The sequence below is a fragment of the Steroidobacter agaridevorans genome, from assembly GCF_009932555.1.
Lineage (GTDB): Bacteria > Pseudomonadota > Gammaproteobacteria > Steroidobacterales > Steroidobacteraceae > Steroidobacter > Steroidobacter agaridevorans.
Window position 1 is genome coordinate 1 of record NZ_BLJO01000012.1, and the last position, 12,772, is coordinate 12,772.

A 12,772-nucleotide genomic window follows, 5' to 3' on the forward strand; every position below is an offset into this window, starting at 1 on the left:
CCACACCTCATTGAGACTATGAACATGTGTGCAATTATCGTCCGCCAGATCTGTGCAGCTTTAACCCGGCGTTGACAGTTGACTGGTCACAGATGCCAAAGTAGACCATCAACGGCATGAAAGAAGAGCCCAACAAATTGCCGCACGCGACGCGCGAAACGCGCGCGTGAGCAATGGCGCTGGGCGGCATGAAGGAAGATGGATTTATGAAAATTGTCTACACAGCTTTGTGCATATGGATGGTCACTGGCTATTTTCTTACCGGAATCCGGATGGTCATCGGGGACCTGCGCCAGCCGCTTCACAATCAACCAGCATATGTGAGGCAGCGGCAGTTCGGAAAAATGCTCCTGGCTACTGTTGCTTGGCCAATGCCTTGGTATCACGTGTGGTCAATGTGCAGAAGTCGCGGAATGAAACGAACTAGCGGCATGAAAGCGCAGATACCAGTCTTGTCATCGTTTCTCCTCGCTTTTTTCACCACGGCAGCAACATACGCGCTGCGTCAGTAGGGAACAGATGCCCAACAATCGCGTGGAGCACGCGCACGTTGTGCGCTCGACTCGTAAAGGTGAAGCACCTTTACTCGCGGCTCACGCGGGACACTGAGTGACGAGAAAAGCCCCGGCCGCGAGCACCGGGGCGATTACAGCCGAGGCTGAGGCAGATCGTTCGGTTACTTGCCGGCAGCGGATCTGTCCTCCAGCAGATCGAGAATCCTGACGACAAAGCGTTGCTGTGTCTTCGACAGCGCCATCAGGCGCTCCGCGTGGCGGATCGCGCGATGCGACACCCGTCGCTTGCGATCGTGCACCGGCCGCGCCATGCCGATCAGTTGCTCGACCGGCATGGCGAACACTTTGGCGACCCTGGCTAGAATGAGCACCGACACTCGACGCTCGCCCAACTCGTAGGCAAACACTGCTTGCTGAGAAACGCCGATGGCACGCGACAGCTCCGCCTGCGTCATGCCTCGTGCCTTGCGTAGCTGACAGATGTGCGCGCCAAGAGCGGCGAAGTAGCGTTTCGATTCTGCGCGTATCGTGCTCATGACCGCTGCGCCTCCAGCTCATCAAGCGCGTCCAGCGCGCCTTCAAGCAGCGGCAGGATCGCGAGGAGAACATCAGCAAGGTAGTGAAGCTCTATCAGGTCGTGCGTCGCGGCTCGCTCCGCCACAGTCGCCACTGCATGTGCTTTCTGAAGACTTCGGATTGCCATATCAAGCGATCCGGGCTTGAACGGCGAACCTGGGGCGCTCATTGAGCACCGCCCTGGCCTTTGGGCCTGAGTTGCTGCAACTCACCTTCGAGAACTTCGATGCGCTCGATGGCGCGCACGGCAATCAACACGATAGCGTCAAGCGACTCTGCCGCCCGCATCAGGCGGAACTTCAATGGCCCCTGGCCCGGTGCGCAGGCGCCGGCCGAAGCGCGCAGCGACAACGCGGAGGCGCGGGCCTCGGCGATCTCGGGCATGGCGTTCATAGGCCACCTCCGGACCGAACGGTCTCGGCCAGGGCGAAGGCGGGGAAGAGAACGTCGGCGACACGGACGTAGAGACGATCCCGGACCAGCCGGGACATAATTGGCATAGCCATGACTACACCTCCAGCGTGCGGTTGTGGTTAGGCCGGCTGTCCGTCTGATACACGGGCAGTCGGCCGCTCACGGCTAGGGATGGAGTCGCGGGGGTATTATTGGGGGTATAAGCGCTTTTTCGTGATCGGCTGAAGCTGGAAAAAGGCCGAAATCAGCCTATTCCTTCGAGTCCCTCAGCCGCACCACCTTACGCGCGTCCTCTTTGGGCTCGTACACCGCCTGCAACAGCAAATCGTCGTCGGCAATCAGGCCGATGTGTGGGCAGTAGCGCTTGGTCGATTCGTCGCCGGGCTCGAGCGGTGTCGTTTCCGTGACTTGAATGCAATCGCGGAACGAGCCCGCCGGCGTCTGGATCTTCAAGTCGATCTCGACATGCTCGGCGCGATCCAGCGCGACGCCGGGTGCGAGCTCCTGGTAATAGCGGGAGCCGATCAGAAAGCCGGAGTCAGGCATGATGATGCCCGGCTTGGCTTGGTCGCGGCCGGCGAGCCACTCGCCTTCGTGGCTCACGATCTCGCCATCTTCGTAGATGTCGACTTCCTCGCCGAAGTAATACACATCGTTCGATGGACGGCAGGTGGCGAAGAAGTTTCGCGAGATCTCGACCAGCTCGCCATCGGCCGTTTCCTTTTCTTCGACGACGCGCGTGGTGATTTCTCGTTTGCGGCCGCCATCGCCGATTACGACGTTGCGCGTTTCAGCTAACGCGGTGATCCAAAGCTCCTCCAGCTCGTCGCATTCGCCTTCCGCCACGCATTGCTGATTGCTGAGATACAGCTGCCGTCCGGGCGTGAGATCGAAAAAGGGATTGCCGCCGCGCGCGACGAAGTTGCAGTCCTCGATGGGGAAGTCGTCGGTAAATTCACGATCATTATCGTTGCCTAGTGCAACTTGGGACGACGCGACGCACCAGGTGGCGGCAACAAGTAATTCGCTACGCATGGGAAGCTCCTCGGAAGGTTGCCCGACGTCATTAGACGCTTCCCGGCGCTTTCATCAATCGCGCTACTCCGACCACCCGCCGCCCAGCGTCTTGTACAAGGTCACAGTATTCGTGAGCTTCTGCAGGCGCGCGTCGATCAGGCCTTGTTGGGCGGCGTAGAGGGAGCGCTGGGAGTCGAGCACGTCAAGGTAGCTGTCGACGCCGCGTTCGAAGCGGGCTTGTGAGAGGCGGAAGCTGGTCGAGGTCGCTTCGACCAGTGACTCGCGAGCGGCGAGTTGGTCGCCGAGGGTGTTGCGTTCGGCGAGGGCGTCGGCGACTTCGCGGAACGCCTGCTGAATCGCCTGCTCGTATTGTGCGACTTCGATCTGACGGCCGACGTTTGCGGCATCGAGGTTGGCGCGATTCGCGTCGCCGGCGAACAGAGGAATATTGATCTGGGGCACGAAGCTCCATGCGCCGGAGCCGGCTTCGAACAAGCCGTTGAGGTCGTTGCTGCTGCTGCCAGCCGAGCCAGTCAGTGTGATGCGTGGATAGAAAGCCGCGCGTGCCGCGCCGATGTTGAAGTTCGCAGCTTTGAGCTCGTGCTCGGCTTGCACGATGTCGGGGCGGCGAGTCAGCAGATCGGAAGGCAATCCCGCAGGCAGATCGGCCACAGTGCTGACGGTGTCGCTCAACGTCGTCGGCGTAAGATCTTCCGGCACAGCCGTGCCGAGCAGTAACACGAGAGCATTGCGATCCTGTGCGATGAGCCTCGTGTAAGTCGCAACGTTCACGCGCGCCGTATCGACGCTCGTTTGAATCTGGCGCAAGGTCAATTCAGAAGCGCTGCCCAACTCGAAGCGACGCTTGGTGAGGTCGTAACTGTCGCTCTGGCTCTTCAGCGTCTGCTGTGCGAGCGCGAGCTGTTCGAGATCGGCCGCCCAGGTCAAATAGGTGTTCGCGACTTCGGAGATCAAGCTGATCTGCGCCGCCTTGCGCGCTTCGCCGGTCGCGAGGAATTTCTCCAGCGCCTGGCCGTTCAAGCTGCGCACCCGGCCGAACAAGTCGACCTCGTAAGCGCTCAATGCGATATTCGCGTTGAACTGCCGCATCGTCATCGAGCGCCCGAATTGCGAAACACTCTCGGGCACGCGATTCACGCTCTCATTGCCGACCGCATCGATCTGCGGAAAGCTTTCCGAGCGCTGGATCCGATATTGCGCGCGGGCCTGGTCTATGTTGAGAACGGCGACGCGCAGATCGCGGTTATTGGCGAGTGCAAGATCGATCAGCTCGCGCAGCTTGGGATCGGCATAGAACTCACGCCACTGAATATCGGCGATGCTCGCAGTCTCCGCCTCGCCGGCATCCGGAAACGCCGCCGCGACGGGCGCAGCGGGGCGCTCATAAGAAGGAGCCATCGTGCAACCGGCGAGCCATGAAGCCACGAGGGAGCCAATCAACAGTTTGCTGTAACTCATATCAATGCGTCTCCGCCGGAGCGGCGAGGGCCAGGGTCGCATCGCCCTGCGGAGCAGGGCGGCGCGAGAACACTTTCATCACGACGACGAACAAGAGCGGCACAAAGAAGATCGCGAGCACAGTGCCCGAGATCATGCCGCCGATAACCGCCGCACCGAGCGCGCTTCGAGCGCCAGCGCCTGCACCGGTGCTGAGCATCAGCGGCAGCGCACCGAGGATGAATGCGAGCGAGGTCATGAGGATCGGGCGCAAGCGCATGCGTGCCGCCGTCACCGCAGACTCGATCAAGTCGGCGCCGCGGGCATACAAGTCCTTCGCGAACTCGACGATCAGAATCGCGTTCTTCGACGCGAGGCCGATGGTCGTGAGCAAGCCCACCTGGAAGTAAACGTCATTCATCTTCCACATCAGCATCGCGGCGATCAGCGCACCGAGCACGCCGAGCGGCACGACCAGAATCACGGAGAGCGGAATCGCCCAGCTCTCATAGAGCGCCGCGAGACAGAGGAACACCACCGCAATCGACAAGGTGTAGAGCAGCAACGTCTGCGAGCCGGCCTCGCGTTCCTGCAAGGACACGCCGGTCCACTCGAAGCCGATGCCCGGAGGCAGTTCCTTCACGTGGCGTTCGACGATGTCCATCGCTTCGCCGCTCGACGCCGCGCCCGGCATCGCCATGCCCAGAATCTCGATCGAGGGTACGCCGTTATAACGTTCCAATCGCGGCGAGCCGGATGTCCACTCGGTGCTCGAGAACGCGCTGAACGGCACCATGTCGCCGGTGGCATTGCGCACGTACCAGCGATTGATGTCTTCGGGCAGCATGCGATAGGGCGCGTCGGCCTGCATGAAGACCTTCTTCACGCGACCGCGATCGATGAAGTCGTTGACGTACACGCTGCCCCACGCGCTGGAGAACGTGTCGTTGATGTCGGCCAGCGACAAGCCCATCGCACCGGCCTTCTGAGTGTCGATATCGAGACGCAGCTCGGGAGTGTCTTCCTGACCGTTCGGTCGCACGCCGACCAGGGAACGTTCCCGGCTGAGGGCGCCGAGCAGCTGATTGCGAGCTTGAATCAGAGCGTCATGCCCGAGGTTGGCGCGATCCTGCAGCATCAGATCGAAGCCACTGGCATTGCCCAGCTCCGTGACGGCAGGAGGTGCGAAGGCGAACACCTGCGCATCCTGAATGGTCGCGAAGTATTGGGAAGCCTTGGCGACCACGGCGCCGATCTGCTGATCGGGTTGCGTGCGCTCGTCCCAAGGGCGCAGCTTGATGAACGCCATGCCGGTGTTCTGTCCGCCACCGGCGAAGCTGAAGCCCGCGACGGTGAGTACGGATTCCACCGCGTCTTTCTGATCCTCGAGGACGTGGCGCTCGACTTGTTCGATGACCTCGAGCGTACGGTCTTGCGTGGCGCCGGGCGGCAACTGGACGATCGCGAAGATCGTGCCCTGGTCTTCGTCGGGCAGGAAGCCGGTCGGAATCTTCGAGAACACGATGGCGACGATGCCGACGATGACCGCGTAAGCAATCATGAAGCGACTACGGCGATTGAGGATGCCGTGCACGCCGCCTTCATAACGAGCGGTGCCTTTATCCATCCAGCGATTGAATGCGCCGAAGAAACCAGTCGTCGCTCGCGCATGCGACGGATCGACCGGCTTGAGCAACGTGGCGCACAGCGCAGGCGTGAGCACCACGGCGACGAGCACGGACAGCGTCATCGCCGCGACAATAGTGATCGAGAACTGACGGTAGATGACGCCGGTCGAGCCGCTGAAGAACGCCATCGGCACGAACACGGCAGCGAGCACGAGAGCAACGCCGATCAACGCGCCAGTGATCTGGCTCATGGATTTGCGAGTCGCCTCACGCGGCGGCAGGCCTTCCTCCGACATCACGCGCTCGACGTTTTCGACGACGACGATGGCGTCGTCCACGAGCAGGCCGATGGCCAGCACCATCGCCAACATGGTGAGCGTATTGATGGTGAAGCCGAATGCCGCCAGCACACCGAACGTACCGAGCAGCACGACCGGCACGGCGATCGTCGGGATCAGCGTGGCGCGGAAGTTCTGCAGGAACAGATACATCACCAGGAACACCAGCACGATGGCTTCGACCAGCGTCTTGACCACTTCCTGGATGGAGATGCGCACGAACGGCGTGGAGTCGTAAGGCTTCACGACTTCCAGGCCCTGCGGGAAGAACGGACGCAACTCTTCGATCTGCGCGTCGATGGCCTTGATCGTGTCGAGCGCGTTCGCGCCCGTCGCAAGCTTCAGCGCCAGACCGGCAGTCGGCTTGCCGTTGTAACGGCCCTGGCTGTTGTACGCCTCGCTGCCCAGCTCGATGCGGGCGACGTCCCGCAACCGAACCTGTGAGCCATCGGTCTGCGTGCGCAGAATGATCTCTTCGAATTGCTCAGCGGTGCGCAGACGCGTCTGAGCAGTGATCGTTGCGTTGAGCTGCTGACCGGAGACCGCGGGCAGGCCGCCCAACTGACCGGCGGACACCTGCGCGTTCTGCGCCTTGACCGCGTTTCTCACATCCAGCGCGGTCAGGTGATAGTTGTTGAGCTTGCTGGGATCCAGCCAGATGCGCATGGAGTACTGCGCGCCGAACAGCTGCGTGTCGCCGACGCCTTCGACGCGGCTCAGCGATTCTTGGATGTTGGCAGCGACGTAGTCGTTGAGATCGGCCGCGCTCATGCTGCCGTCCTTCGATACGAACGCCAACACGCTCACGAAGTTCTTCACCGCCTTCGCGACGGTAAGGCCCTGGCGCTGTACTTCCTCAGGCAGCGAAGCTGTCGCGAGCGAGAGTTTGTTCTGAACCTGCACCTGCGCCGTGTCGGGATCGGTACCGTTCTCGAACGTCAGCGTGAGGGTCACCAATCCGGACGATTCGCTGGTCGACGACATGTACGCGAGCCGATCGAGCCCTTTCATTTTCTGCTCGATCACCTGCGTGACGGTGTCTTCGACGGTCTTGGCGGACGCGCCGGGATAGTTCGCCGTGATGGAAATTGCCGGCGGCGCGATGTCGGGATACTGGGCGATGGGAAGCGTGGTGACCGCCAGCGTGCCGGCGAGCATCACGATGATCGCGATGACCCAGGCGAAGACCGGACGGTCGATGAAAAAGCGGACCATGACAGATTCTCGATGTTGGGTCTGGACTTATTTAACTCAGAACGCCACGCGCGAGGCGAGTTGCTGACTGTCGTTCGCGGGCTGCTGATAAGGAGTGGCTTCGACGAGCGCGCCGGCCTGCACTTTCTGCTGGCCCGCGACCACGAGCACGTCGCCGGCTTGCAGGCCGCGAGTGATCAGCCACTGATTTCCGATCGCGCGCTCGGTGAACAACTCGCGCTGTTGCACTTTGCCGTCGCTGCCGACGATGTAAGCGTGCGGCTTACCGGTCGCATCGCGGCTCACGGCTTGCTGCGGCACCAACAGCGCTTGCGACATCGTGCCTTCCTCGACGATCGCGCGGACGTACAGGTTGGGCAGCAACTCGCCCTTGGGATTCGGGAACTCGGCGCGCAATGTCACAGAGCCGGTGTTTGGATCCACCGTGACATCCGAGAACTGCAACTTGCCGTCGAGCGGATAGGTCGTGCCGTCATCGAACACGAGCTTCACCTTCGCCGTGCCATCGCCGAGCTGACCTTGTGCGATGGCGCGTCTCAGTTGCAGCACCGCGTTGCTCGACTGAGTCACATCCACATACATCGGGTCGAGCTGCTGAACGGTCGCGAGCGCATTGCTTTGATTCGCTGTGACGAGCGCGCCCGCGGTAACGGATGATTTACCGATTCGGCCGCTGATCGGCGACGTCACGCGCGTATAGGCGAGGTTGATACGAGCTGTTTCCAACGCCGCGCGAGCGGATGCAACCTCGGCGTTCGCTTGTAACAGCGCGGCGTCCGCGTCATCTGCATCCTGTTGGCTGACGGCGTTGATCGCTTTCAACTCGCCATAGCGCTCCGCTTTCAATCGCGTCGTGTGCTGATTCGCTTGCGCCTTCGCGAGCGCGGCTTCGGCACTGTCCACGGCTGCTTGATAAGTCGCGGGGTCGATTTGATAGAGCAGATCGCCTTTCTTCACGGCGCTGCCTTCGACGAACTTGCGTGATTGCAGGATGCCCGTGACTTGAGGCCGCACATCCGCAACCAGCACCGCGCTCGTGCGGCCAGGCAGTTCAGTCGTGAGAGTTACCGGCTTCGGCTGCACGACGACCGTGCTCACCTTCGGTGTGCCTTGGGGAGCGGGGCCTTGTCCCATGGGCGGCTTGCCGCAAGCGGTCAACACAGCCATGCCGATCAGGCTGAGCGCGGCGGCCAGAGGTGCGCGGTAAGGACGAATCATTGCGGGCTCCCAACTATTATCAAAAGCGTACTGTACGGTTCAGTTTAGAATTGACAGTCGGCAGCAGTCAAGCAAAAATGTACACATCGGTTTAGTTATGTGACGGGTTCGACATGAAGGTCCGCACCGACGCGAAGCGCGACGAAATCGTTGAAATCGCACGGAAAACGTTCCTGGAGCTGGGCTACGAACGGGCCTCCATGGCGGAGATTTCGGCCCGGATGGGCGGCTCGAAGGCCACCTTGTATGGGTACTTTCCCTCCAAGGAGGCGCTGTTCCTGGCGATCGTGAACCGGCTGGCCGAGCAATACGTGTCGCCGGCGGTACAGCGCCTGGAGGAGAGCGTCGATGACGACGTGCGCGAGGCGTTACAGCGCTTCGGCGAACAGTTCCTCGCGTTTATTTCGGATCCCGAGGCGGTGGCGTCTTATCGCGTGGTTATCAGCGAAGCCGCGCATTCGGATATTGGCGAGTCGTTTTACGAAACCGGCCCGAAGCGCACGATCGAGTCCATCGCGCGCTATCTCGCCGGCGCCATGGATCGCAAGCAGCTGCGTCGGGCAGATCCCGAAATTGCTGCTCAACATCTGACGGCGCTGCTCGCGCATGGCGAGCCGTGGCATCAATATTTCTTACGCAAGGCGCCGAATCCGACGCGCGCTCAGATCAAACGGATCGTCGAGCGCGCGCTGGATGTGTTTCTTGGCGGCTATCGAGCCTGATTTACGCCTTCCGGGTCAGCTCGCTGACCCAGTTTGTTTCCCACGTCGCGCCATTGTCTGCTGACCACGCTTGTTCCCAACGGGCCGACGACGGCGTGATTCGCGACCACTGCGCTCGCACCTTGACCTGCTTGCCCTCGTGCACGTCATCGCCGATGAACGTGCCGACTCCATCCTTGAAGCTGCCGCGCTCCGGTGTCGAGATCTGCGAGGGATTGCGGCTATCCATCCACCAGCTCAGCCATTGTTTGCTATCGCGATCGTAAGCTCGCAGGCTGACGCCGTGGAAAGCGCCGCCAGGTGCGTTGAACGTATTGTCGGCAACATTGCCGAAGCCGCCGAGCACGGCCCAGTTGGTGAGCGTGTTATCGAACTCTTCCCACTGTGTGCTGCCGGCGAGTCGTTGTTTGAGCCGACGATTGCTGACTTGCCAGCTGCCGACCAGAAAATCGAAGTCGCGCGGAGCATCGTCGAGCCGCGGCAGCGACGTCGGCTTCGCGCTCGTCCGAGTGAAGTAATTGCGCCAGTTCACTTCCCACGTCTTGCCGTCGTCGGGCGAGAACGCTTGCTCCCAGTTCGGACGTTTGCTGTGAATGTCGAGCCAGCGGAAGCGCACGACGACCGGCTTGCCTCGCAACGTGTCCTTGCCGATGAACGTGCCGGTGTCGGCTTCGATGCGGCCGAGCACGGGCGGATCGAGCCGCGTTGGATAGCGGCCGTCCATCCACCAGATCGCCCACTGCTCAGTGGCCGGATCGAAGGAGCGGATCGACAGTCCGCGATAAATGCCGTCGGGCAGCTCGACCACGTTGTCGTCGACGTTGCCGAGCCCGTTGAGCGTCGTCCAAAAAACGCTCTTGCCGTTGAACTCCTGCCAGTCGTTGTTGTTGGCGAGGCGCTCTTTCAAACGTCGGTGCCAGACGTCCCAGTTGCCGATCAGCCAATCCCAATCGTGTGCGTGGGCCGAAGCAGCCTTGCCGTTCGCCAACACGGACGGGCTGGCGGCCGCGGCTCCGGCCATTGCCATCGCGATCATCACATCTCGGCGATTCATCATCGGGGACATCCTCAGTCGTTGGTTCCTTACGAGGATGGTGGCAACTTGCGGGCGAGGTTGACCACGCGAAGATCGGGCCTATACCCTAAGGCAAACTTATGGTGTGGGATCACCGCTTTCCGTCGCTGGCTTCGATCCGTGCCTTCGAGGCCGCGGCGCGCCTGCGCAGTTTTGCCAAGGCCGCTCAGGAGTTGGATACAACTGCGGCGTCGGTGAGCTATCACGTGCGTCAGCTCGAGCGGCAGATCGGCGTGACCCTGTTCCGGCGTCATCCGCACAAGGTCGAGCTCACCGAGCCCGGCGAACTGATAGCAACCGAAGCGATGAATGCATTCGCGGGACTGCGCGCCAGTTTCATTCGCGCCGCTACTCTGGATCAGTCGCGCCTCGCGATCACGACGTTGCCGACGTTCGGCACGAGCTGGCTCACGCCTCGGCTCGGGCGGTTTCGCGCGAAGCACCCGGACATCCAGTTCGAATTGGATTTGTCGGCCGATGCGCAGGACCTCACCACCGGCCGCTTCGACGCTGCCATTCGCAACGGTCATGGCCGCTGGCCCGGGCTGCGCGCGACGAAGCTTTTTCCGAGCATCTTCATGCCGCTTTGTATTCCTTCGATGAAAGCGGCGGCGGCGAAGCTCGCGGATCCGAAGCGGGCGAGGGAAGTGCCGCTGCTCGGGCGGACCGATTGGTGGACGTTGTGGTATCAGGCGCTGGGCTTCAATGAAGTGCCCGCGCTCAAGAGCATTGGCGCGAACCTGTCGATCGAATATCTGGACATCACCCAGGCGCTTGCGGGCGACGGGGTCGCGATCGGCTCGCCGATCCTGTTCAGGGCCGAGCTCGACGCGGGCCGGCTGGTGCCAGCGCACGATCTGGTCGCGACCGATGGCCGGGCGTTCTGGTTTACGGTGCCCGTCGTGCGCCAGGACAGCCGCAAAATCAGTCAGTTTCGCGACTGGATCCATGATGAAGCGGCGGCCGCGCGCGCTTCGGCGGCTGCTTTCATTCGACGGGCGAACGCAGGCTAGTTCGTACAGAATTGCCGGCGGACTGCGGACGGCTCGAGTCGCTGTTGCTGGCGGGCCCGGGACCTGAGCTATACTCAGACAATTCGCCCGCCCTCGGAGCAGTTCATGGCGTCACCCGTGTCGTCTCTCCCTGCCAGCAACAGTGCCGGCATCACCAGCACACAGAAATCGGCGCTCACGCTGCTCGCCAGTCTGTTCTTCATGTGGGGCTTCATCACGGTCATCAACAACACGTTGCTGCCCCACCTGCGCTCCGTGTTCGATCTGACCTATACCCAGACCACCTGGATCGAGTCGGTGTGGTTCATCGCTTACTTCGTCGCCTCGATTCCCTCGGCCAAGCTGATCGAGCGCATCGGCTACAAGCATTCGATGGTAGTGGGGCTGCTGATCATGGCGGTCGGCGCGCTAGTGATGATTCCGGCGGCGAGAATTCCATCCTATGGGGTCGTGCTCACGGCGTTGTTCATCATCGCTGCGGGCATCACGCTGCTGCAGGTGGCGGCGAATCCATACGTCGCGGTCATCGGGCCGGCGGAAAGTGCATCGTCGCGCCTGAACCTGGTGCAGGCGTTCAATTCGATGGGCACGACGTTCGCGCCGTTGTTCGGCGGCTATTTGATCCTGAGCCGCAGCGCCTCGGGTAACATCGAAGGCGGCGCTGCCGTGTTGACGATGGAACAGCGCCTGGCCGACGCGCAGTCGGTGCAGCTGCCGTACTTCATCGTCGCGATGGTGCTGGTCGTGCTGGCCGTCGTGATCGCGCGTTACAAGCTGCCGGATCTCGATGCCGCCACGCGCCGCCTCGACGCCGCGGATCGCAAGAACCATTCGCTGTGGAAGCATCGCAATCTGCTGCTGGGCATTCCCGCGATCTTCATTTACCTGATCGCCGAGATCGGCGTCAGCAACCTGTTCATCAACTTCGTGTCGGCGCCGGAGATCGGCAACCTGACGCACACGCAGGCGTCCAACTATTTGTTCCTGCTGTGGGGCGGCATGATGGTGGGCCGTTTCGTCGGCAGCCAGCTGATGCGCAAGTACCAGGCGGAGAACGTGCTGGCGTGGGCTGCGACTGGCGCCTTCATCGTCATGATGCTGACGGTGCTTGCGAGCGGCAAGCTCGCGATGTGGAGCCTGATTTCCGTGGGCCTGTTCCACTCCATCATGTTTCCGACGATCTTCACGCTAGGCATTCGCGGCCTGGGCCCGCTCACCGAAGAAGGCTCCGGCCTCTTGATCATGGCGATCGCCGGTGGCGCGCTCGTGGTCGTGCAGGGGCGGCTCGCCGATATGTTCGGTCTGCAGGCGTCGTTCCTGCTGACCGCGGTGTGCGAGCTGTACGTGCTGTTTTACGCGATCTGGGGCTGCAAGGTCACTTCGGCCGAGCCGGAGCAGCATTTGACCGCGCCGACCAATAACTAGACTCGATTCCGGCTCAGCGCTCGAAGACCGCGCCCGCTGTCTTCGAGCTCTCTGGCGGCCAGACGAGCCCCTGGCGAGACAGGCCGCAATCGCGGCGATTGAACCCGTCATCGCGCCGATGCCATCCTTGGCGTCCACTCATGAGAGTTGCCTCAGGG

At 61.8% G+C, this 12,772-nt stretch carries 11 protein-coding genes; 3 read left to right on the top strand and 8 right to left on the bottom strand.

Going from position 1 to position 12,772, the window contains the following annotated elements; translation table 11 throughout:
- Positions 1 to 676: 676 nt before the first annotated feature.
- From GYH35_RS32385 to GYH35_RS32415, 7 genes are all read right to left on the bottom strand, one after another.
- Positions 677 to 1,051 (bottom strand): helix-turn-helix transcriptional regulator, encoded by a 375-nt coding sequence (locus tag GYH35_RS32385; RefSeq protein WP_161830532.1) that lies wholly within the window; start codon positions 1,049 to 1,051, stop codon positions 677 to 679.
- On the bottom strand, positions 1,048 to 1,260 hold the full coding sequence (locus GYH35_RS32390) for a hypothetical protein (protein WP_161830533.1): 213 nt from the start codon (positions 1,258 to 1,260) through the stop codon (positions 1,048 to 1,050). The genes GYH35_RS32385 and GYH35_RS32390 overlap by 4 nt, the downstream gene beginning before the upstream one ends.
- Positions 1,257 to 1,484 (bottom strand): hypothetical protein, encoded by a 228-nt coding sequence (locus GYH35_RS32395; RefSeq protein ID WP_161830534.1) that lies wholly within the window; start codon positions 1,482 to 1,484, stop codon positions 1,257 to 1,259. Before GYH35_RS32395 ends, GYH35_RS32390 begins: the two co-directional genes overlap by 4 nt.
- A 270-nt stretch (positions 1,485 to 1,754) precedes the next feature.
- A complete protein-coding gene (locus GYH35_RS32400) occupies positions 1,755 to 2,540 on the bottom strand; it encodes a hypothetical protein (RefSeq protein WP_161830535.1) in 786 nt (261 codons plus the stop codon).
- 63 nt (positions 2,541 to 2,603) lie between these two features.
- Entirely contained in the window at positions 2,604 to 4,001 is a 1,398-nt protein-coding gene (gene adeC / locus GYH35_RS32405; RefSeq protein ID WP_161830536.1) for an AdeC/AdeK/OprM family multidrug efflux complex outer membrane factor, read from the bottom strand.
- Position 4,002: 1 nt separating this feature from the next.
- Positions 4,003 to 7,161 carry an efflux RND transporter permease subunit gene (locus GYH35_RS32410; RefSeq protein WP_161830537.1) on the bottom strand — a complete coding sequence of 1,053 codons (3,159 nt, stop codon included), beginning with the start codon at positions 7,159 to 7,161 and terminating at the stop codon, positions 4,003 to 4,005.
- A gap of 36 nt (positions 7,162 to 7,197) precedes the next feature.
- Positions 7,198 to 8,379, bottom strand: a complete 1,182-nt coding sequence (locus GYH35_RS32415; RefSeq protein ID WP_161830538.1) for an efflux RND transporter periplasmic adaptor subunit — start codon at positions 8,377 to 8,379, stop codon at positions 7,198 to 7,200.
- Between the two features lie 113 nt (positions 8,380 to 8,492).
- Here GYH35_RS32415 and GYH35_RS32420 point away from each other — a divergent pair, with 113 nt between their 5' ends.
- Positions 8,493 to 9,101 carry a TetR/AcrR family transcriptional regulator gene (locus tag GYH35_RS32420; protein ID WP_161815492.1) on the top strand — a complete coding sequence of 203 codons (609 nt, stop codon included), beginning with the start codon at positions 8,493 to 8,495 and terminating at the stop codon, positions 9,099 to 9,101.
- A 1-nt stretch (position 9,102) separates the two neighbouring features.
- On the opposite strand, the gene GYH35_RS32425 is transcribed toward GYH35_RS32420, so the two are convergent.
- On the bottom strand, positions 9,103 to 10,158 hold the full coding sequence (locus GYH35_RS32425) for a DUF1579 family protein (RefSeq protein ID WP_202624937.1): 1,056 nt from the start codon (positions 10,156 to 10,158) through the stop codon (positions 9,103 to 9,105).
- 98 nt (positions 10,159 to 10,256) lie between these two features.
- Between GYH35_RS32425 and GYH35_RS32430 the strand changes: the two genes are divergently transcribed.
- Together GYH35_RS32430 and GYH35_RS32435 are read left to right on the top strand one after the other, a co-directional pair.
- On the top strand, positions 10,257 to 11,189 hold the full coding sequence (locus GYH35_RS32430) for a LysR substrate-binding domain-containing protein (protein ID WP_161830539.1): 933 nt from the start codon (positions 10,257 to 10,259) through the stop codon (positions 11,187 to 11,189).
- Positions 11,190 to 11,294: 105 nt separating this feature from the next.
- Entirely contained in the window at positions 11,295 to 12,614 is a 1,320-nt protein-coding gene (locus GYH35_RS32435; RefSeq protein ID WP_161830540.1) for a sugar MFS transporter, read from the top strand.
- Positions 12,615 to 12,772: the final 158 nt, after the last annotated feature.